The organism is Pseudoalteromonas sp. T1lg24, from assembly GCF_002964745.1.
Taxonomy (GTDB): Bacteria; Pseudomonadota; Gammaproteobacteria; order Enterobacterales; family Alteromonadaceae; genus Pseudoalteromonas; species Pseudoalteromonas spongiae.
On record NZ_PQCB01000016.1, the window covers coordinates 555,428 to 577,617 of the forward strand.

Sequence of the window (22,190 nt, forward strand, 5' to 3'; positions counted from 1 at the left end):
TTGTTTTTTGTTAGACTAGTGCGCACTAATCTCAGATGTGGATAACAAGGTGAACAATGAAAGTTATCAGTTTTAATATAAACGGCTTACGTGCTCGTTTGCATCAACTACAAGCGGTTATCGACAAGCATCAGCCTGACGTAATTGGCCTTCAAGAAATTAAAGTACATGATGAAGCTTTCCCTATCGAAGATGTTGAAGCGATGGGATATCACGTTGCATTTCATGGTCAAAAAGCCCATTACGGCGTGGCGGTTCTTACTAAACAAGCGCCAATCGCAATTGAAAAAGGCTTTCCGACCGATACTGAAGAATCGCAAAAACGCATGATTATTGCGACAGTAGCAGATAAAAACGGTAATCCGGTTAAAATTTTAAACGGCTACTTCCCGCAGGGTGACAACATTGCCCACGAAACTAAATTCCCATACAAACGTCAGTTCTATGTCGATTTAATGACTTATTTGGCAAGTCATGATCCTGAAGAGCAAATTATCGTAATGGGTGATATTAATATTTCACCGCTCGATTTAGACATCGGTATTGGTGAGCCTAATCGTAAACGCTGGCTAAAAACCGGTAAATGTTCATTCCAACCAGAAGAACGTGAATGGCTTGCTCGCCTACTCGATTGGGGATTTGTTGATACCTTCAGAGCATTAACGCCAGACGCCACAGAAAAGTACTCGTGGTTTGACTACCGTTCTAAAGGGTTTGATGATAACCGCGGTCTGCGTATTGATGTTGTACTAGCAACCAAAGCGCTTGCTGCAAAGTGCATCGAATCAGATATTGATTACGAGCTGCGCGGCATTGAAAAGCCATCAGATCACGCGCCAATTTGGGCAACATTTGATATTTAACCGAGTCAATTGGTAGGTAACCCTGTGCAATTTGATTTAGCTGAATTAACCTGTTTGTTGTTATTTACAATTGCAGTGATTAAATCACTGAATGCGACCACGCGTCATATTCTATTATCAAATCAAGTTGTGCAGCGAAGCGTGCTCGCCATCAGCCTAATGTTAGTTGGCTTTTGGTCGCTCAAGGCTGGGCTTTATCCCGGTCTTGATATTCACGTTTTAGCGCTGACTGGTGTAACGTTAACGCTTGGTCCTCGCCTTGCAATTCTCACTGCAGCGCTTAGCCATAGTTTACAGTTAGGCCTTGGTTTAGTACCGTTTGAGCAAATTGGCAGCTATGTCCTATTTACCTCGCTTTTGCCTATTTTGTTTAGCTACGCACTGTTTTTATTGTGCTACCAATACATTACTCGCCATTTATTTGTTTATATCTTTGTTAATAGCTTTTTAGGCGCTGGCCTTACCGCCGTGTTTCATATTGGCTTAATGACAGGCTATCATTATTTTTCTGGCCACTATGATTGGCAAACATTACTTGATAATTACACTTTTTTAGCAAGCCTTATCTGGTTTCCAGAAGCCACCATCAACGGCATGGCAATGACGGTGTTAATATTTATCGCCCTCATTGGGTAAGAACCTTTTACGACAACGAGTATTTAGCGCGCTAAACCACATATTTTGAAAGAGCCGAGTTTATGGTGCACTAATCTCGTATCTGCTGGTGGTTTAAGGTTATAATCATGCGATTATTTATCGTGTAACCAGATTTAAATGTCTCAACTTTATTTTTGCCCTATGTGCCAGACGCCACTTACCGATGACACACATCGTTTAATTTGCGCCAATAACCACAGTTTTGATAAAGCCAAAGAAGGTTATATCAACCTGCTGCCCGTGCAAAACAAAAAAAGTAAAGATCCGGGCGATAACAAAGAAATGGTTATGGCACGACGCGCGTTTTTAGCCCGTGGTCACTATAATTTTTTACGCGACGCAATTTGCCAGCAGATTGAAACACTGGCGAGTAACAGCACGTTGCTAGATGTTGGTTGTGGCGAAGGTTTTTATACCCACAAATTTGATGAATGTGAGAATGTCGCAACGACTTATGGGCTCGACATTTCAAAACCTGCGGTTAAATATGCTGCTAAGCGCTTTAAAAACTGCCATTTTAGTGTTGCTTCATCGTCGAATGCACCATTTAACGACGCGGCGTTTGATATTGTAACCAGTGTATTTTCACCACTGTTTAGCGATGAATTAAATCGCCTTGTAAACGACAACGGCACACTAATTGTTGCAAGCCCAGGTGATAACCACTTAACTGAGTTAAAATCGATTATTTATAACGAAGTAAGGCCACATCAAGCAGTTGAAGCGCCGGCTGGCTTTAGCCTTCAAAGCCATACATTACATACCGAAGTAGTTAGTTTAGAGCTCGATGCGTTAACTGAATTAATTAAAATGACACCATTTGCGTGGAAATTCCGCCCGGAGCATTGGCACTCTCTCAGCGAGAAAACACCTTTTACAGTGACTCTGTCGTTTTATGTAAGTGTGTTTAACAAAGGCAATGCTTAATCTTACAAGGCATTTCTCGAAAGCAAAAAGTATCAGCTAAAGCCCTGATACTTTTTGTTTTCATAGGGTATTTAAAAAAGATCGCGTTTAAACGCATTATCCATTTTGTCGTACACCTCTTTAAGCAGATATGCCAAATCGCCGTAACGCGGTTTGGTAATTGATACTGGCGGCTCGACCCCGTGCTCAGTCATTTTGCCGTAAACCTCGCGAAACCACACCGCTTCTTGAGGCGGTAGCAACGTATTGGCACGCTTGCCTAACCAATACAAACCTTGCACTGGCATTGACAACAAAAATAAAGAAAAGGTTAACGCTTGCGGTAAATATTCAAGACTTAAAAAGTTTACCTGCACAAACACGCTTAACACCGCAAGCAAAGGCACAACTTTAATGGCAAGCTTAGTTGCCTTTATGACACGAAACTCCAAAAATACAGCGCCTAATTTAGGCTCCAACGGCCATGTTTTGCTGTAGTGATGCCCATCAGAAATTTGCGCTAACATCGATTTTTGCATTACCACCTCGAAATTGCATTGAGTTTCTAGAATTACCTAACGAAAAAGTAAATTTTAGGGTAAAATTGCAACTAATAAAGTCAAGTATACCATAGTCTGAAATGACTGCCGAAAAATCTATTTAAGGAAACCATTAACTATGTCGCACAATGTGCTCGTATTAAATTGTGGAAGTTCAAGTTTAAAATTTGCCATTATCGATGCCACAACTGGCGCAGCAAGCCTAACGGGTTTAGCCGAGTGTTTATCACTTGATAATGCATCGCTAAGTTACAAACTTAACGGTGAAAAGCATAAAATCGAATTACCAAAAGGGGCACAGCACGACACTGCCATTGCAGAAATCGTTAATCTAATTAAACAGCAAAACTTAAGTAGCAGCTTAATTGCGGTAGGACACCGTGTCGTTCATGGCGGTGAAGCATTTACCGGCTCTGTTATCATTGATAGCGCTGTATTAAATAGCATCGAAAGTAATGTTGCCCTCGCACCACTTCACAATCCAGCTAATTTAATGGGTATTCGCGCAGCACAATCGGCATTTGCAAACTTACCGCAAGTTGCAGTATTTGATACGGCATTCCACCAAACAATGGAAAAGCAAGCGTACTTATATGCGCTACCGCTTTCGCTATACAAAGAGCACGGGGTACGCCGTTACGGTTTCCACGGCACGAGCCACTTCTTTGTTGCTAATGAAGCTGCTAAATTAATTAATAAGCCAATAGAACAAAGTGCGATTATTACTGCGCACTTAGGCAATGGCTGCTCTGTTACAGCGGTTAAAAACGGCAAAAGCGTTGATACCAGTATGGGTTTAACACCGCTTGAAGGCCTTGTCATGGGTACGCGTTCAGGCGATTTAGACGCAGGTCTTTACAACTATCTATCAACCACACTTGACTATTCAAACAGCCAAATCGACGCATTACTAAATAAACAAAGTGGCTTACTTGGCTTAAGCGAACTTTCGAGCGATTGCCGAGAAATTGAAGAAGCAGCCGAACAAAATCACGTACAAGCTAAGCTTGCTCTTGATGTGTTTTGTTACCGCCTTGCTAAGTACATCGCGTCATACGTTGTACCATTAGGTCAGCTTGATGCCATTGCTTTTACCGGTGGCATTGGCGAAAACTCATCGCTTATTCGTGAAAAAGTCATTCAATTACTGGCTTATTTTGCCTTTGAACTTGATAACGATGCCAACCTTGCAGCACGCTTTGGTAACAGCGGCATAATCGCGTCAAACCCATTAGGTGCAAAAGTGCTTGTTGTGCCAACCAACGAAGAATGGGTTATCGCGATGGATGCGCATAAGCTTGTGGAGGCACGCTAATGTCACATCGTATTATGCTTATTCCCGTATCAACGGGCGTTGGCCTTACCTCGGTTTCTGTGGGCTTAGTACGTGCCCTTGAAAAAAAATCGGTAAAAGTTAACTTTTTTAAACCTATTTCTCAGCCTCGCGGAAAAAAAACCGGGCCAGAGTTATCTACCGAAATCGTTAAAATTGGCTCAACCATTAACCCTGCGAAATCAATCGATTTACATACCGCAGAGCAAATGATTGGCGACGGTAAAACTGAAGTTTTACTTGAAGAAATTGTCGGCCGTTTTGAAAAACATGTTGGCAAAGATGATGTTGCGATTATTGAAGGTATGGTACCGACACGCAAGCAACCTTATGTTGGCCGCGTAAACCGTGAAATTGCACAAACCCTTGGTGCGCACATTGTATTCGTTTTAACGCCAAGTAACGATGACGTAGACGAAATTGAAGACCGTATTGAGCTTGCAGCAAGTTTATACGGTGGCGTTGAACACCCTCGCGTACTAGGTTGTATTTTCAATAAAGTAAATGCACCACTCGATGAAGAAGGTAATATTCGCACTGACTTTATCGAGCCAAGTAATGATGAAAGCTTGCAAATTGAGCTTAATCGCATTGCATCGCTGCCACTATTTCGTAAAAAACCGTTTAAGCTATTGGGTTCGGTACCTTGGTACCAAGATTTAGTTGCGCCGCGCGTAATGGACTTAGCCAAGCACCTCAACGCCGAAATTTTAAATTACGGTGATATCGAGCATCGTCGTTTAAGAAGCGTTACATTCTGTGCACGTACCGTATCAAATATTCTTAACCACTTTTCACCGGGTGCATTATTAGTAACGCCGGGTGATCGCTCGGATGTGTTAGTTGCAGCTTGTTTGTCCGCAATGAATGGTACAAAAATTGGGGCGGTACTGCTAACCGGTGGCTTTAAACCTGAAGAACGCATTTTAAAACTCTGCGAACAAGCGTTTGATACTGGCCTGCCAATTATTTGTACAGAAAATGACACTTGGCGCACCTCGATTCTACTACAAAGCTTTAATCTTGAAGTACCAGTAGACGATGAACAACGTATCGAAAAAGTAAAAGACCATAATGCACGCCATATCGATAAAGACTGGTTAGAATCACTGACGCAGGGCGTTGCGCTAAATCGTAAAATGTCTCCACCAGCGTTTCGTCATTTGCTGTCATCTACTGCACGCTCAGCGCAAAAAACCATTGTCTTACCTGAAGGCAACGAACCGCGCACAATTAAAGCTGCGGCAATTTGCGGCGAGCGTAACATTGCCCGTACCGTTTTACTTGGTGACCGTGAAGAAATTGAACGTATTGCTGAGCAACAAGGTGTACAGCTAAACGATAACGTTGAAATTCAAGATCCGAGCATTGTACGACAAAACTACATTGCGCCTATGGTTGAGCTACGTAAACACAAAGGCTTAACGGAAGTTATTGCCGAAGAACAACTGCAAGATAACGTCGTGTTAGGCACTATGATGCTTGCAGAGAATAAAGTGGATGGCCTTGTTTCGGGCGCGGTACACACCACAGCCAATACAATTCGTCCGCCGCTACAGTTGATTAAAACAGCGCCAAATAGCTCACTGGTATCATCCGTGTTCTTCATGCTTTTACCTGATCAAGTATTGGTTTACGGCGACTGTGCAATTAACCCTGATCCAACAGCAGAGCAATTAGCCGATATCGCCATTCAATCGGCTGATAGCGCAGCCGCATTTGGCATTGAACCACGCGTTGCGATGATTAGCTACAGCACAGGTACATCAGGTACCGGTGATGACGTTGAAAAAGTACGTTTAGCTACCGAACTTGCTCAGGCAAAGCGCCCTGATCTATTAATTGATGGTCCACTGCAATACGACGCTGCAATTATGGAAAGCGTAGCGAAGAAAAAAGCACCGGACAGTAAAGTTGCCGGTAAAGCAACGGTGTTTGTATTCCCAGACCTCAACACAGGTAATACAACATACAAAGCTGTACAACGAAGCGCTGACCTGATTTCTATCGGTCCAATGCTGCAAGGTATGCGCAAGCCGGTAAACGATCTATCGCGTGGCGCCTTGGTAGACGACATTGTTTACACCATTGCATTAACTGCGATACAAGCAACGCAAGAAAGCCGCTGATCAGGTTGAAAATAGCCTTACAGATGATATTTTTTTTGATATTGTAAGGCTATAAACCACAAGGATTTTTGGGAGTAATATGTCTCAACAAACGTTAGCCGTAATGCAAGAAACCTTTACGATTCACAGTTTTGACGTAGACACACCTATTCCACCTGCCGTTTATCAAAGCAAGGTGTTTTTTATTGCGCGCACCTATGATGAGCTCTCGGTTGTATGCCCGTCTCATGTAAAGCTTGATTCAAACGAGCAAGAAGAAGATTGGGCAGCGCTTGAGGTTTTAGGCCCTCTTGGGTTTTCTATGACTGGTATTCTTTCTAATATTTCGGGCGTACTGGCAAGTGCAAAGATTTCCATTTTCGCAATCTCAACATTTGATACCGATTATATTTTGGTGAAGAAATCATTAATTAATGACGCCGCAACTCACTTATCAAAAGCAGGCTATAAAGTGGTTGATAGCTAATGCGCGTGTTAAAACAAGATTTTTACAGCGTTAAACATGCAGCCCTCGCTATTCACGCACCATTTTCCGGTCGGGTGATAAGCCAAAGCAACGCCGCAAACCCATTAGTACGCAATCAATTGTTGGGATTAGGGGTTGAACTAGAAATCAGCAATTATCAGCTTTTCGCGCCGTTTTCAGGCACTCTGCTCTCAGTCAATCAAGGTGGTTTAGAGTTTGTCTTTAAATCAAAGCAAGGCCTTAAATTGCTAGTGCTCGTCAATCTAGATGAACAATCTCTACCAATGACAGGCTTCAAACAACACCTAAAGGTTGGCGATTTGGTTTCTGCTGGGCAACTTGTCGCTAGCTTTGATTTTCGTAAACAACATCACAGTGTTTTCGCGAGTATTTTACTGCTTGAACCCGATCGCTTAAGCAAGGTGCTTGATAAATGTTATTATCAAGCGAGCCGCGTAACCGCCGCAAACGATATTTTATTTAAACTAACAAAACGAATTAATCATGATTAAACTTTTTGGCATTCCAAACTGCGACACAATTAAAAAAGCAAAAAAGTGGCTTGAACAAAACAACATTGAATACACTTTTCACGACTACCGCAAAGACGGTGTAAGCTCAGAGATGGTAAATAACTTTTGCCAACAGCTAGATTGGCAACAAGTATTGAATAAGCGTGGCACGACCTACCGCCAGCTCGATGATGCAACTAAAGAGAATCTTAACGCCGAGTCCGCGGTAGCACTATTAGTCGAGCAACCAGCCATGATTAAGCGCCCTATTTTAGAAAAAAATGGCGAATTCCATTTAGGCTTTAAAGCAGATCAATACCAAAGTATTTTCTCATGAGTGATTACAATGTAGTAAGCCTTACCCAAGCGCTTATTCAAAAGCCCTCAGTGACACCCGATGATGCTGGCTGCCAAGATTTAATGGCCGAGCTGCTAACGCCGCTCGGGTTTAATATTGAGTCTTTATTTTTTACCGACACATTAAACATGTGGGCGCGCAAAGGCACTGAGGCCCCGTTATTCTGTTTTGCAGGTCACACCGACGTGGTACCAACTGGGCCAACAGATGCATGGCATCAACCACCATTTTCGGGTAATTTACTCGACGGCTATATTCACGGTCGCGGCGCCGCTGATATGAAAGGCTCGCTTGCCGCTATGCTGCTTGCCACTGAGCGTTTTGTTAAAAAGCACCCAAATCATAAAGGAAGTATCGCCTTTTTAATTACCTCAGACGAAGAAGGCCCGTTTATTAATGGCACGACTAAGGTGATTGACGTATTAGAAGCCCGTAACGAAAAAATTGATATGTGCTTAGTGGGCGAACCTTCATCTAGCCATACCTTAGGCGATGTAGTTAAAAATGGTCGTCGCGGTTCATTGACTGGGTTTGTTACTGTCAAAGGTGTGCAAGGCCATGTCGCCTACCCGCATCTTGCAAAAAATCCAATTCATTTAGCTGCCCCCGCATTGGACGAACTGGCAAATACGCAATGGGATAACGGCAACGAGTACTTCCCAGCCACCAGTTTTCAAATCTCAAATATAAACGGTGGTACTGGTGCAGGTAATGTGATCCCTGGCAGCGTTGAAGTGCAGTTTAACTTTCGTTACAGCACTGAAGTAACCGCTGATGAGCTCACTGCGCGTACAGTCGCGATTTTAGACCATCACGGACTTGAATATGATATTCGCTGGGTTTACAACGGACTGCCTTTTTTAACCGATGAAGGTCCACTACTTGAAGCAACCGTAGCAGCCATTAAAGATGTACAGCATATTGATACATCGGTTGAAACCACAGGTGGTACATCTGACGGGCGTTTTATTGCACAAACAGGCGCACAAGTGGTTGAACTGGGTCCTATCAATGCAACCATTCATAAAGTTAATGAATGTGTAAACGCACGCGATCTTGAGATCCTTGCTGATGTGTATGAGGCCATTTTAGTTAAATGTTTAACCTAGATGAACAGGCAGCGCTTGGTCTTACGCAAGCGCATTTATGCGATTATCACGGTCGCTTAGTTGAGCAATCGATTGTACGCGACCTTAAGCAAATGCAAGTTGCAGCAAGCAAATGCAATATTACTCTTTCTCTTGCCTCTAGCTTTCGTGATTTTGAAAGGCAAAGCCTTATTTGGAACAATAAGTTTAACCAAATCAGACCTGTGTTTGATATCAACGACCAGCCAGTAGATTTAACTCACTTAAACGAGCAAGACAAATGCCAAGCAATCATGGTGTTTAGTGCGATTCCTGGGGCAAGTCGACATCACTTTGGCACCGACCTGGACGTGTTTGACGCAAATAAGGTAGATGATGATTATCAATTGGCGCTTAGCCAACAAGAGTATGCGTCGGGTGGACCGTTTTTTGAACTTGCAAAGTGGCTTGAACAACACGCTGAAACGTATGGATTTTTCTTACCCTATAAGCAGTTTAATGGGGGCGTTGCAAAGGAACCGTGGCATATTAGTCATATCAGCCGCGCGCAATATTACAGCAATATCCACTCTAAAGAATTGCTTGAAAAGCTACTGATAAACTCAAATGTGGCAGGTTGGCCAAGTTTAGTTGACCAACTCGATACAATTTACCCTCAGTATGTCAGCAATATTAGCACTGCTGGTAATTAGCAAAGAAGCGCTGTATTCCCTCTATCGCAGGAGTTAATTGGTCTGGATGTGGCAAAAACACAAGCCTGAAGTGATCTGGATCCGGCCAATTAAACGCGCGTCCATGCACTAATAAAGTGCGCTCTTGCTTAAGTAAGTCTAAGATCAGCTTTTCGTCATCATCGACATTAAAGCGCTTACGATCAAACTTAGCAAACGCATACAGTGCGCCCTTTGGTTTTACACACGAAACGCCATCAATGGCGTTTAAGCCTTCATATGTCATATTACGCTGCTGATACAATCTGCCGCCTGGCAAAATCAGATCGTCGATTGATTGCACACCACCTAATGCTTGTTGAATGGCATATTGTGCAGGTACGTTTGCACACAAACGCATTGATGCAAGCATTTCGAGCCCTTGCATATACTCATCTAACAATGAAACTTTACCACTCAGTACCATCCAACCCATGCGAAGACCCGCTGCGCGATAGGTTTTTGCTAACCCATTAAAGGTAATAATTGGTACATCGTCACACAGGCTTGCAATCGAGGTGTATGGCGTATTGTCGTAGATGATTTTTTCGTAAATCTCGTCACTAAATACCAGTAAATTGTGCTCTCTTGCTAAACCTAACAGATCATTAAGCAATGCTTTGTCGTAAACAGCGCCCGTTGGGTTATTTGGGTTAATCAGCACTATTGCTTTGGTATTTGACGTAATTTTACTTTTAATATCATTGATATCAGGAAACCAGTCTTGCTCTTCATCACACAAATAGTGCACTGGGTTACCACCAGCTAGCTTAACCGATGCCGTCCAAAGTGGATAATCAGGCGCTGGGATCAGTACTTCATCTTGGCTGTTAAGCAAAGCTTGAGTTGCCATTTGAATAAGCTCACTAACGCCATTACCAATGAAAATATTATCGATTGATAAATTAGAAAACTGTTTATTTTGGTAGTATTGATAAATAGAAACGCGGGCCGAATATAAGCCTTTTGAGTCACAATAACCCTGTGCGGCGCTCATATTTCGAATAATGTCTTTTAACATATCTTCTGGCATGTCAAAGCCAAAGGCGGCAGGGTTACCAATATTTAACTTTAATACCTGTTCCCCTTGATCTTCCATTTCGCGTGCCATTTTTAAAACTGGCCCACGAATGTCGTAACAAACCCCTTGTAACTTATCGCTTTTTTTAAACACTGCCAAACGTCCCCAAATACAATTTTTTGCGTTTACCTTAAACGCTCTATTTTTATAACAACCAAACGCGCAACGGACTTATGTCGTTACATAAGTCCGATAAAAGCATATATCAATTGAAAGCTAACGCGTGCTCAAGCCACAGGCTATCGCATTTGCATTAAAAGCGAAAGGATAAACACACTAATGGAATAAAATAATTAAACCAGTCTATTTATTGCGTCTTTAGTAGCAGAAATATGCGCGGGCAAAGTCGTTTTTAATTCGCTGGCCAGAGCCATATTTGACTCGTTAAGCGCGTGTTCGAGTTGTCTCGCGATTTGCGCAAGCGAGTCTGCACCAAATTGCGCCGCATTTGATTTTAAACTATGGGCATGTCGTGTTGCCTCAGTTAAATTACTGTCAAAATCGTTTTCAAGATCTTGATAAAGGCGGTCAAATTCTGTCAGACAGAATTCTAAGGTAGGTAAGAATTGATCTTGCAACAGATCTTGCATAGCAAACAGTGCATCTGAATTAATGTTTACGTCTATTTCACTCATAGTAAGCTATTAAAGTATTTAACTTACTTTAACATTAAACCAAGATGCGCCACTTTTCTATTCCGATTTAAAAATTAACTGTTAGTTCCTATATTTAGCACAATATATAGTTTTTATTTAACGCATCAATCGGCGTGCTTGAATGAAGTAACACGGACTATTAAACTACTCATTTTAACGACGAAACTACACATCTATGGCCCGCCCCACTTGTAATACATGCCACTTTGTTAAAACTGATTGCATATGTGCACACGTTAAAACCCTTTCTAATCGCACTAACATCATTGTGTTGCAACATAAAGGCGAAGAGAAAAACGCAAAGAATACAGTGCGATTGGCCGAGTTAATTTATTCAAATATTACGGTTTTAGTCGGTGAAACACCTGAAGATTTTGACGCACTTAAAGAACTGCCACAAAATTCCAGTGCCCTTTTGTACCCGACAGAAGATGCTGAGCCACTCGAAGACAACAATACCGCTTCACACCTTACCCATTTAATCGTGCTTGATGGTACCTGGAAAAAAGCGAATAAACTGTTTTTTAGTCTGGATATTTTGAGTCAGTTTAAACAGGTGAGTTTTAGCCAGCTACCGGAAAATCGGTATCATATTCGTAAAGCCAACCGTATGGATAGCTTATCGAGCTTAGAGGCAATTGCTTACGCGCTTAACTTAACGGAAAAACTAGCGATGGAACCCGCTTACACGGCTTTAGAGGCGATGATGGAAAATCAATTTAAGCACATGCCCGCAGAAGTACGGGCACGCTACAAACAAAACGATTAAGACTGGCTGTCGTCACTAATACGGCTAGCCACAGCGCCTGATTGGCCTTTGTATTTTGCGTCTTTACGGCGGTTATAAGGGTTCTCTGCCGGACCAGACATGGTTTCAAAACTCAGCGCCCCTATTTTCATATACGGACGAAGGGCTAATGGCAATTTGCCTGAGTTATAAAACTCAAGAACGATATTACCCGACCAACCTGGATCAATTCGGTGAGCGGTTACGTGAACCATTAAGCCTAAGCGCGCAAGTGACGAACGGCCATCTAACCAACCTACGATATCGTCAGGCAAAGTGACACTTTCATATGTAATAGCAAGGGCAAGTTCACCTGGGTGTAGGAAGAATGCTTCTCCCTCTTCTAGCACAATTTCATCGCTCATAATCGATTCCATTGCCGCAGACACCAACTCTTTTGGACCACTTAAATCAACATAGGGTGCTTTATGATCCTGAAATACACGAAATTTGTTGCCTAATCGTAAATCGACCGTCACACCGGAAATCATGTCATCTTTTGGTGCAGGATCAATGCTAATTTTACCCGCGTTTAGATACTCTTTTATATGGGTATCGCATAATCGCATAGTTAATCGTCCGTTATAATAATTTCGACGGGATTGCTGCCACTTCCTTGATAAAACAAATGACTAGCAATAAGTTTTGCCGCTCGATTATAAATGGCAACGAGCGCCTTGTCAGCATTATGTGAAATAAACTCACCTGCTTCGCCACTTTCGCGAATGGCATGGGCCAGCGGCACTTGGCCAAGTAATGGTACATCAATACGCTGGGCAAGTGCTTTACCACCGTCTTCACCAAATACGTGGTTGATACCATTACAATGTTGACAGTGAAAGTAACTCATATTTTCAAGCAAACCTAAAATCGGCACTTTAACTTTATTAAACATGTCGATGCCTTTATTGGCATCAGCAAGCGCTAAATCTTGTGGTGTCGTAACAATCACAGCGCCACTTGCGGGAATTTTTTGCGACATGGTGAGCTGAATATCTCCCGTACCCGGTGGCATATCCACAATTAAATAATCAAGTTCAGGCCACGCGGTTTCGTTTAGTAACTGCATCAGCGCTGTGGATGCCATAGGACCCCGCCACACCGTCGCATCCTCTTTGCCTAGCAAAAAGCCTATTGATTGTGCTGCAAGCCCATTTTTACTCATAGGTAGTAAAGTCTTATCGTCTTTCGCTTGCGGTTTTTGGTCTGCAAGGCCAAGCAATAACGGAATAGATGGGCCATAAATATCGGCATCTAGCACCCCGACCGCTGCACCATTTTGCTTTAACGCGTGGGCCAAATTAACGGCACTGGTTGATTTACCGACACCACCTTTGCCACTGGCAACTAAAATAATATGTTTAATCGTGCTATGGCGAAAAGGCTCGAGCAATTGCACCTGCACACTCACGTGCACCGGTTTTTGCAGTTGTTCTGAAAGAAACGCGGCGATTGCAGGCTGCTCTGTCGTGGCAGCAAAATGAAGCGTTAGAGCAACTTTAACACCGTCAACATCATCCACCGAGACTAAACTACACGCTTGTTGTAACCCCACAGGAAAGACGTCCGAGCGATAATCGCCGAGCAAACTGTTTATTTGCTCAAATAAGTCGGAATTTTGTGGTTTTTTCAGCGCTTTTTCGGCTGCTTTGGACCCTCGGAAAAGATTTTTAATATTAAACATGTAAATCTTCATTTGGCTAATGAAATACGCGCTGGAATTATGTAATATTCCTGACCTTAACTCCAGTTTTAAACTTAGCTTGTTGTACTGTTTAATATTCGCTTTCACAAGTTAGGTGTTACCCGTTGGGTATTTTAATGGTGTTGTCACCACACTAGTTTACGGTAAACGATATGTCGCAAAGAAAAATCTTAATTACAAGTGCATTGCCTTATGCAAATGGCCCGACTCACTTAGGCCATTTACTTGAGTATATTCAAACGGATATCTGGTCGCGCTTCCAGAAATTACGTGGTCACGAAACGTATTATGTATGTGCCGATGATGCGCACGGTACGCCGATCATGCTAAACGCGCAAAAACAAGGTATTACACCAGAAGAAATGGTGGCGAATGTAAGTGTTGAGCGCCAGCGCGACTTTGCTGACTTTCATATTAAATTTGATAATTACCACAGCACCCACTCAGAGGAAAACAAGCAGTTTTCTGAATTAATTTATAACCGTCTAAATGATGGCGGCTATATTAAAAAGCGTACTATTTCGCAGCTATTTGACGAAGAAAAAGGTATTTTCTTACCAGATCGTTTCGTAACAGGCACGTGCCCTCGCTGTAAAGCAGAAGACCAAAATGGCGACAGCTGTGACGCATGTGGCGCAACTTACAGCCCAACTGAATTGGAAGCACCAAAGTCTGTGATGTCTGGTTCAACACCAGTATTAAAGGATTCTGAGCATTACTTCTTCGATTTACCAGCATTTGAAGACATGTTGAAATCGTGGTTAACCTCAGGCGCAATTCAAGGCGAAATGGCAAACAAACTAAACGAGTGGTTTGAAGATGGCCTACAACAGTGGGATATCAGCCGTGATGCACCGTATTTTGGTTTCGAAATTCCTGGTGCACCAGGTAAATACTTCTACGTATGGTTAGATGCGCCAATTGGTTACATGGCAAGCTTTAAAAACTTATGTGATAAATCTGGTCTAGATTTCGACGCATTTTGGTCAACCGATTCAGATGCCGAGCTATATCACTTTATTGGTAAAGACATTGTCTATTTCCACAGCCTGTTTTGGCCTGCGATGTTAGAAGGTGCAGGTTTTAGAAAGCCAAATAATGTATTTGCTCACGGCTTTGTAACGGTAAATGGCGCTAAAATGTCTAAATCAAAAGGCACCTTTATTAAAGCGCGTACATACCTAGATCACATTAACAACCCTGAGTACTTACGTTACTACTTCGCGGCGAAGCTAAATTCGGGTATTACTGATTTAGATTTAAACCTTGAAGATTTTGCTCAGCGCGTTAACTCTGACTTGGTCGGTAAAGTAGTGAATATTGCGAGCCGTTGCGCTGGCTTTATCACCAAGAAATTTGATGGCAAGTTAAGCACTGATATTGCAGAGCCTGAATTACTTGCTGAGTTTGTAAACGCACAAGAAAGCATTGCAGCTTCGTTTGAAAACCGTGAGTACAGCCGTGCCATTCGTGAGATTATGGCGTTAGCGGATAAAGCAAACCAATATATTGATGCTAAAGCACCGTGGGTGTTAATTAAGAACGAAGAGACCCAAAACGAAGCGCACCTTGTGTGTTCAATGGGTATTAACTTATTCAAGTTATTAATGACTTACTTAAAGCCTGTGCTTCCAGCAATGGCCGAGCAAGTAGAAACGTTCTTGAACACAGAACTGACATGGCAGAGCATTAATACAGCACTAACTGGTCATGAAATTAGTAAGTTTAAAGCGCTTATGCAACGTGTAGAAATGGATAAAGTTAACGCTATGCTTGAAGAATCAAAAGAAAGCCTTGCACCAACAAAACCAGCAATTGACCCAAATAGCCCACTGGCAAAAGAGCCAATTGCTGACGAAATTGAGTTTAACGACTTTGCGAAGGTTGACCTACGCGTTGCTAAAATTGCAAAAGCAGAGCACGTCGAAGGCGCAGATAAATTATTAAAGCTTACACTTGATTTAGGTGGTGAAACACGCCAAGTATTTGCAGGCATTAAGTCAGCTTATCAACCTGAAGATATTGAAGGTAAGCTTACAGTTATGGTTGCAAACCTTAAACCACGTAAGATGCGCTTTGGTATGTCTGAAGGTATGGTGCTTGCTGCAGGCCCTGGTGGTAAAGAGATTTACATCTTAAACCCAGATGACGGTTCAGAGCCGGGTATGCGTGTAATGTAATAGCAATTGTGTTGAGTATGTGTTCAGAAATAGCGCTGAATAAATTCAAACGCTGTTAGCAAAATATTTACGCGCTAGCATGAACAGCTATTCAAGTAAATTGGTAGAAAATACACACATAAAAAAACCGCCGACTGGCGGTTTTTTTGTATCTCAACAATTTAATAGGTAAAACTCCTAAAACGGTCATTACATACCTAAATTAAAGCTTAACGGGTTAAGCATAAATCGGGAAAATTTAACTCACCTGTTTAATCGAGCGCATAAATGATTGATACGACGAACTAATATCTTTTTGTGATTGTGATTTCAAGGCGCCTTCTAAGCCTTTAGCCATTTGACCCAACTCATCAAAGCCAAACATACCAGCCGCGCCATAAATTGCATGGCACAGTTTAGCCAACTCTTTATTATCACCTAAACAAAATAGGTGCTCAGCGAGGGCTTTTTGTTCCATTAAGTTATTAATAAATTGCAAACGCATAATTTTTAAGTCTTGCTCTGGAATGGCCGCGACTTCAAGTGGAATACCGGTATACTTGCTCAGCTTTTCATAAAACTCGGTTTGATCAATGGGTTTGGCGATATGATCATCAAATCCTACTGATAAATAGTGTTTAATTTCATCTGTCATAGCATTAGCGGTAAGCGCCAAAATCGGGCACGATACACCGGTTGAGCGCATTAATTCATGGGCTTCAATACCATCCATCACTGGCATTTGAATATCTAACAAAATAATATCAAACTCATCGGTAAAGGTAGCATCAACTGCCAGTGCACCATTTTCAACACACATAACCTGAAATCCTAAATTTTCAAGCATTCGGGATATGAACAAACGATTATCAGGATGATCTTCTGCCAGCAAAATACTGCCTTCGAGCTTTTTAACCTCGCCAGTTTGTTTTTTCTTGGTATTCGCTTCTTGCGTAACTTGGTATGAATCAAGCCACTTGGTTTCTGTGGTTGTATAACATGGCAGAGTAAAACTAAATTTTGATCCTTTACCTGGTTTGCTCGAAACATTAATTAAACCACCCAAGCGCTCAATTAAGTTTTTGGAAATATGTAAACCTAAACCAGTGCCACCATATTGCCGTGTGGTCGATATATCGCCCTGATGAAATGGCGTAAATAACTTTTTAACGGCTTGTTCATCCATGCCAATGCCCGTATCAACAATGGTAATTTTCAGGTCGTCTTCTTCCATTTCAACTTTAATACTAACACTGCCTTTTTTGGTAAATTTAACTGAGTTACTGGCTAAGTTCAGTAAAATTTGGCGCAACCTAACGGGATCTGACATGATGGTGTTAGGCAGCGGAAAATGGTAATCAATGTTAAATTCAAGGCCTTTATCGCGCACTTGGCGCCCCAAAATTGAACCTACCTCGGAAAGTAGCTGGAAGATATTTGTTGGTACTTGCTCAATGGTAAGTTTGTTTGCTTCAATCTTAGAAACATCCAGAATGTCATTTATTAGACTTAGTAAGTGTCGGCTGTTCTTTTGGATGACTTTAAGCGCATGACGCTGCTCGTTTGGCGTTAACGTATTATCACTGTTTAAGGTATCCACATAGCCTAAAATAGAAGTCATCGGCGTACGAATTTCATGACTCATATTGGCTAAGAAGCGTGATTTTGCCTGATTTGCGTCTTTAAGTTCATCAGTCAATACTTCAAGGGCGATAGTACGTTCTCGTACTTTTAGCTCTAAGTTTTGACTTAAATCGATATTTTGCTGATTGATTAAACGCAATTTATCAGCCACCGCAAACGCCAATAACAAGGCATCTAACGTGGTGCCAATTAAACCGTACAAGTAAAAGTTTGCGTTAACATCGCCCAATAACCCCAAGTTATTTAAATTGCCCACCATATTCGGCAGCAGCATTGCAATGTAAGCCAAAATAAAATAACGGGCTGGTTTAAAACCATGTTGCCAACTAAGTAACCCAGACGCCATGCCAATCACCATCATGGTTCCGGTAACGAGCGTGGCCCAGATAAAGCCGAACCCCGGCATAAACAAACTTATGGGAATGCCGGCGAGCGCGCCATAACCAATCCATAAAGCGACTTTTGCCAATTGGGGAAAGCGTTCATCCAGTCGTAAAAACGGAATAAAAAACAGTGCATTGGTAAGCGGCAGCAAAATAAAGCCCAACCAATGAACAGACGCCGTATTAACATTAAATAGCTGCTGTGGAATTAAAAAGAAATGACTCCACGCGAATACCCACGACGCGGTAAACAATGCATAGTACAAATGCATTTTTTCTCGCGACACAAAGTAAATTAGTAAATTATATAACCCAAGCGCTAAACCAATGCCAAAACAAAGCAGCATAATGGTTGAATTTACAGTTGCTTGCTGTTCAAACTTGGAGGTGTGACTAACCGTTACTTTTGGCGCAGTGTAAAAATAGTTACTGGTGATGCGCATAATCACCATATATTGCTCACCTTGTTTTAAGTGAACACGATTGGCGAAATGAAATGGCACATTTAATGGGTAATTAGCGCCCGAATACGTCGTTTGTACGCCATCTTTGGTAAAAACCCGTACCTCAATGTCATCAGCCATAAAATTTGACGGCGCAAATACATAATCACCAGTCGCGAGTTGATTATCAATTGAAAGCGCATACCACACTTCATCGCCAAATATATTAGGTCGTTTTACGGCTTGTGCTTTGTGTTGCCAAGTGAGGGATTCTTGAAAGCTCAGCGGAAAGCTTAGAGGCTGTGAGTTATCAATTTGCACCGCGTAGGTTAATACATTAGCGCCGAGTTGTTCTTCAGACAGGACAGTTGCAGAGGCCAAAATTGGACTCAGCAAACACCAACAAATCAGTAAAAAGTATATCCCACGTGTTCTGATCATCTACTGCTTTCCGAACAAGAATTAAAATTGATAACGCAGATTTACGCCATATTGACGGCCTTCGGCTTTAAAGTCTTCGAGCATGCCTAAAAATGAGCTCAGGTCGAACTTTAAGTGACTGTACTCTTCATCTGTTAAGTTTTTACCCCACAGATTAACATGCCAATTTGCAATGCGATACGATACGTTTGCATGCCATAACAATACATCATCCTGCATCGCAAACTCATTCATGTTCTGGTCAAAGTAGTATTCCGACTGGTAATCGTTACCAATGCCAAACGTAAGTTCGCTTTTATCAAAATTAATGCGGTAATTTACGTTGCTTGAAATATTCCATTCAGATGTAAATGGTAAACGGTTATCGGTAAGCTGATTACCAAGTGGATCGGTATATTCGTCAAATTCTGCATGAGGTAAGTAGCCAATATTAAGCACGATATCTAAATCGCTGCCGACAAACCACGTATTTTCAACTTCCACACCATAAATTGTTGATGAAGCGACATTTTCTAATAGCTGTAACGGCGGCGCATTAGGTGTAGCGCTTGCCTGATTCATAAACACTTGCTGATCTTGATAATCATAATGGAACGCTGCTGCTGAGATTTTCCACGCATTATCAAATAACTCTGTACGCAGGCCCAATTCATTCGCAATCAAATATTCAGGGCCATACGCAGCTAGCTTTGCCTGCTCTTCGGTGGCAATAAAGCCACCATAGTAACCGCCACTTTTATAACCATTGGAAAGTGAATAATAAAATTGCGTGCCATTTAATGTTTGATAATTAAGCGCTAACTTTCCTGATAGCTGCTCATCGCTTTCATCACCAGACACGCTGTAGTAATCAATTGTTTGTCCAAGCAAATCACTTGGGTCGAGCACAAGGTTTAAATCGCTATCGGATTCATATTTAACCGTTTCATCGGTATAGCGCGTGCCAAGCACCACGGTAAATTGCGAATTGACTTGCCAATCAAACTGGGCAAACAAGGCTGCAGATTCAACGTTAATGGTATTATCATAAAAGAAGGTCGTCGTTAAACTAGGATCAAGCACGCCACGTAAGTCACGCAGAATGTCGTTGAAGTTGTTTTGTTTAATATCTTCATGTAAGTAAAACAAGCCCGCCATTAAATGCCCAACATCGAACTTTGACGATACACGAATTTCCTGACTAAACGCATCGTCTTTAGTACCCAAATGGCCTTCACATAACTGGGCTGGACTGCCGTCACAATTAAAACCATGATCGCGGTTAAGTGAGTTGTATGCTGTAATGCTAGTAAGCTGAGTTACATCGTTAAATTGATAATTAAGTTTTAGCGACGCACCAACATTTTCCGTATCGTGTTCTTGCTCATTATTCACCATAACATCGAAAAAGTTTTCACTGCCATCGTTAAAGCCAAACGCATCAAAACAGCTATTTGAGCCAAGTTCATCTTTATTGCATAAAGAACCATCGGAAGGGTTTTTAAATATGCCAATAGAGCCAACTGGATTTACTCGGCCATCCCAGTCATTGCCATTGATTTTGAATAGCATATCGAAATTATCCCATTGCCCATAAACAGCAATACGATAGTCGGTTTGCACCATATTCGCTTGTTCTGAATCAGCAAGTAAATTATTGGTAGAATAATCATATTCTTTTGAGCTCACCGCTACTCGCGCCGCGATTGAATCGCTCAACGGAAGATTCGCCACACCTTCAAGCAAACCAAAGTTTAAATTACCTCGCCCTACTTTTATGTAGCCATCTAAATTATTTAGCTCGGGCAACTTGTTACGAACTAATATTGCCCCACCGGTACTATTGCGTCCAAATAAGGTGCCTTGCGGTCCGCGCAGCACTTCGACGCTTTCGATATCAAACAAGTTAACTAATTGATTATTGGCAGCACCAACAGATACATCATCTTGATAAATCGCAATAGGCGATGTATTTGATGTGTTGTAATCAATTAAGCCAACGCCACGGATATTAACTGCGGGGGTTGTCCCCTCTGCTGCATTTTGGGAAATTTTAACGTTTGGAATTAAATGACCGATGGCGGTGATATCTTTTAACTGCTCCGCGTTAATCTGCTCACCATCTATTCTCGATAAGGTTACGCTTACTTGTTTAATCGGTTGTGCACGTTTTGTGGCATAGACCTCAATCACCTCCATATCACTTTTAGTTGATTGAGCAAACGAAGGAGCGCAAGCAAGCGCACAGGCAACATAAAGTAAGCGTAGTTTCATACGTGAAAGCATTCTTTTGTTAGTTATAAATGTAAGTATAATCAGTGAATTGCAAAGGTACTAATTTTTTCGCTATTGTACCTCAAAGCCATTAAACTGTTTTGTTTGAATATAATCCCACGACACCTTTTCCACTTCAGCTTTACTTGGCCCTTGCTCTAAAAACTCAGTGAACTTAATGAGCTTTAAGTCTTGGCCAGTCGCTTCAACTTCTACTTCACCATTAGCAAGATTTTTTGCATAGCCACTAATACCTAATTGCTCTGCAACTTGCTTGACTGACGCGCGATAAAAAACCCCTTGTACGCGCCCAGCGACAATAGCTTTTAAGGTTCGCTCTGACATATCCACACCAATTTAATAGCAACTGTTTAAACAAACTTAGTCGGTCACTCTAGTATTGCCAAATTTTTCATAATAATTCGCAAAACTGTCACCTTCAACAGCGTCAATACTTTGTAAAAGACAGGCTATCGCCTGCTCTCTTGCCGTGAGATTAAACTGCTTCGAATCTGGATTTACAAAGCCATGGCGATATGGCGCACGATAAAGAGAAAGCGCAGTTTTTGGCAACAACGCGTCAATTACTTGGTTTTGGTCAAAATGCGCTTCGTAATGTGCAAACACAATATGCCAAGGTGCAACAGGCTGCACTTCTAGATAGTGTCGGATCTGCCCGGGGTAAAAAGCAATCGCTTTTTTAAGTGACGGCAGCAAGTGTTGTCCCGCCCAAACTGCCGCGCCGCCAGCACTAAAGCCAAGGACGATGTCAATTTCACCCGCATTTTTCAAACTTTTTAAGCGTAACAGATAGTTATCCATACCACCTGATTGTAAAAAATACTGATAGGCGTCTGATTCATTCGCAAATGCTGGGGGGTTATGCTCGTACGGGGAAAGAGACGTAACTGAATGATGTGACGTTAAGCGTTCACAAAGTGCCAAATGTGATGGGGTTTCACCAAAAATATCTGTGGCAATAAGAATCTTCATAGCAATTGTCCGACTGCAAAAGCGTATTCTACTTGTAAGCACCTACGAGGTTAACTAAAATAA

The 22,190-nt window shown here is 42.0% G+C and carries 21 protein-coding genes; 12 read left to right on the plus strand and 9 right to left on the minus strand.

Translation table 11 applies throughout. The annotated features are described in order from the left end of the window. The first annotated feature begins 56 nt into the window (after positions 1 to 56). The 3 genes from xthA to rlmA all read left to right on the plus strand — a co-directional run bounded on the left by xthA (position 57) and on the right by rlmA (position 2,447). A complete protein-coding gene (gene xthA / locus C2M30_RS09945; RefSeq protein WP_105171522.1) occupies positions 57 to 863 on the plus strand; it encodes an exodeoxyribonuclease III in 807 nt (268 codons plus the stop codon). 24 nt (positions 864 to 887) lie between these two features. After that, positions 888 to 1,499, plus strand: a complete 612-nt coding sequence (locus C2M30_RS09950; protein ID WP_234004709.1) for a hypothetical protein — start codon at positions 888 to 890, stop codon at positions 1,497 to 1,499. 138 nt (positions 1,500 to 1,637) lie between these two features. Further along, positions 1,638 to 2,447 (plus strand): 23S rRNA (guanine(745)-N(1))-methyltransferase, encoded by an 810-nt coding sequence (rlmA, locus tag C2M30_RS09955; RefSeq protein WP_105171523.1) that lies wholly within the window; start codon positions 1,638 to 1,640, stop codon positions 2,445 to 2,447. 71 nt (positions 2,448 to 2,518) lie between these two features. Here the strand turns inward: rlmA and yfbV are convergent, their stop codons facing one another. Next, positions 2,519 to 2,965 carry a terminus macrodomain insulation protein YfbV gene (yfbV, locus tag C2M30_RS09960; RefSeq protein ID WP_054979437.1) on the minus strand — a complete coding sequence of 149 codons (447 nt, stop codon included), beginning with the start codon at positions 2,963 to 2,965 and terminating at the stop codon, positions 2,519 to 2,521. A 139-nt stretch (positions 2,966 to 3,104) separates the two neighbouring features. Here yfbV and C2M30_RS09965 point away from each other — a divergent pair, with 139 nt between their 5' ends. The 7 genes from C2M30_RS09965 to C2M30_RS09995 all read left to right on the plus strand — a co-directional run bounded on the left by C2M30_RS09965 (position 3,105) and on the right by C2M30_RS09995 (position 9,564). Next, entirely contained in the window at positions 3,105 to 4,301 is a 1,197-nt protein-coding gene (locus C2M30_RS09965; protein ID WP_105171524.1) for an acetate kinase, read from the plus strand. Then, a complete protein-coding gene (gene pta, locus C2M30_RS09970; RefSeq protein ID WP_010560291.1) occupies positions 4,301 to 6,448 on the plus strand; it encodes a phosphate acetyltransferase in 2,148 nt (715 codons plus the stop codon). The genes C2M30_RS09965 and pta overlap by 1 nt, the downstream gene beginning before the upstream one ends. Before the next feature lie 79 nt (positions 6,449 to 6,527). Beyond that, positions 6,528 to 6,914: an ACT domain-containing protein gene (locus C2M30_RS09975; protein WP_010560292.1), complete on the plus strand. Its 387-nt coding sequence runs from the start codon at positions 6,528 to 6,530 to the stop codon at positions 6,912 to 6,914. Beyond that, entirely contained in the window at positions 6,914 to 7,426 is a 513-nt protein-coding gene (locus C2M30_RS09980) for a PTS glucose transporter subunit IIA (protein WP_105171525.1), read from the plus strand. The genes C2M30_RS09975 and C2M30_RS09980 overlap by 1 nt, the downstream gene beginning before the upstream one ends. Next, positions 7,419 to 7,763, plus strand: coding sequence for an ArsC family reductase (locus C2M30_RS09985; protein ID WP_105171526.1), 345 nt, complete (start codon positions 7,419 to 7,421; stop codon positions 7,761 to 7,763). Before C2M30_RS09980 ends, C2M30_RS09985 begins: the two co-directional genes overlap by 8 nt. Continuing rightward, the gene (dapE, locus tag C2M30_RS09990; protein WP_105171527.1) at positions 7,760 to 8,893 is read left to right on the plus strand and encodes a succinyl-diaminopimelate desuccinylase; all 1,134 of its coding nucleotides are present in this window, start codon (positions 7,760 to 7,762) and stop codon (positions 8,891 to 8,893) included. The genes C2M30_RS09985 and dapE overlap by 4 nt, the downstream gene beginning before the upstream one ends. After that, a complete protein-coding gene (locus tag C2M30_RS09995; RefSeq protein ID WP_105171528.1) occupies positions 8,881 to 9,564 on the plus strand; it encodes a M15 family metallopeptidase in 684 nt (227 codons plus the stop codon). Before dapE ends, C2M30_RS09995 begins: the two co-directional genes overlap by 13 nt. On the opposite strand, the gene C2M30_RS10000 is transcribed toward C2M30_RS09995, so the two are convergent. Both C2M30_RS10000 and C2M30_RS10005 read right to left on the minus strand, forming a co-directional pair. Next, positions 9,545 to 10,762, minus strand: coding sequence for a pyridoxal phosphate-dependent aminotransferase (locus C2M30_RS10000; protein ID WP_199775880.1), 1,218 nt, complete (start codon positions 10,760 to 10,762; stop codon positions 9,545 to 9,547). The two genes, C2M30_RS09995 and C2M30_RS10000, sit on opposite strands and share 20 nt — an antisense overlap. A 194-nt stretch (positions 10,763 to 10,956) precedes the next feature. Further along, on the minus strand, positions 10,957 to 11,298 hold the full coding sequence (locus C2M30_RS10005; protein WP_010560298.1) for an Hpt domain-containing protein: 342 nt from the start codon (positions 11,296 to 11,298) through the stop codon (positions 10,957 to 10,959). Positions 11,299 to 11,494: 196 nt separating this feature from the next. Between C2M30_RS10005 and C2M30_RS10010 the strand changes: the two genes are divergently transcribed. Continuing rightward, positions 11,495 to 12,088 (plus strand): tRNA-uridine aminocarboxypropyltransferase, encoded by a 594-nt coding sequence (locus C2M30_RS10010; RefSeq protein WP_105171529.1) that lies wholly within the window; start codon positions 11,495 to 11,497, stop codon positions 12,086 to 12,088. Here the strand turns inward: C2M30_RS10010 and dcd are convergent. Beyond that, on the minus strand, positions 12,085 to 12,675 hold the full coding sequence (dcd, locus tag C2M30_RS10015) for a dCTP deaminase (RefSeq protein WP_010560300.1): 591 nt from the start codon (positions 12,673 to 12,675) through the stop codon (positions 12,085 to 12,087). The genes C2M30_RS10010 and dcd overlap by 4 nt on opposite strands. 2 nt (positions 12,676 to 12,677) lie before the next feature. Beyond that, positions 12,678 to 13,790: an iron-sulfur cluster carrier protein ApbC gene (gene apbC, locus C2M30_RS10020; RefSeq protein WP_105171658.1), complete on the minus strand. Its 1,113-nt coding sequence runs from the start codon at positions 13,788 to 13,790 to the stop codon at positions 12,678 to 12,680. Positions 13,791 to 13,963: 173 nt separating this feature from the next. Between apbC and metG the strand changes: the two genes are divergently transcribed. Next, positions 13,964 to 15,991 (plus strand): methionine--tRNA ligase, encoded by a 2,028-nt coding sequence (gene metG / locus C2M30_RS10025; RefSeq protein ID WP_105171530.1) that lies wholly within the window; start codon positions 13,964 to 13,966, stop codon positions 15,989 to 15,991. 238 nt (positions 15,992 to 16,229) lie between these two features. Here metG and C2M30_RS10030 read toward each other — a convergent pair whose 3' ends face one another. The 4 genes from C2M30_RS10030 to C2M30_RS10045 form a co-directional block, all read right to left on the minus strand. Next, the gene (locus C2M30_RS10030; protein ID WP_105171531.1) at positions 16,230 to 18,881 is read right to left on the minus strand and encodes an ATP-binding protein; all 2,652 of its coding nucleotides are present in this window, start codon (positions 18,879 to 18,881) and stop codon (positions 16,230 to 16,232) included. A gap of 21 nt (positions 18,882 to 18,902) precedes the next feature. After that, entirely contained in the window at positions 18,903 to 21,134 is a 2,232-nt protein-coding gene (locus C2M30_RS10035; RefSeq protein ID WP_105171659.1) for a TonB-dependent receptor, read from the minus strand. Positions 21,135 to 21,206: 72 nt separating this feature from the next. Beyond that, positions 21,207 to 21,479, minus strand: a complete 273-nt coding sequence (locus C2M30_RS10040) for an acylphosphatase (protein ID WP_010560305.1) — start codon at positions 21,477 to 21,479, stop codon at positions 21,207 to 21,209. A 36-nt stretch (positions 21,480 to 21,515) separates the two neighbouring features. Further along, positions 21,516 to 22,127 carry a dienelactone hydrolase family protein gene (locus C2M30_RS10045; RefSeq protein ID WP_105171532.1) on the minus strand — a complete coding sequence of 204 codons (612 nt, stop codon included), beginning with the start codon at positions 22,125 to 22,127 and terminating at the stop codon, positions 21,516 to 21,518. Positions 22,128 to 22,190 lie beyond the last annotated feature (63 nt).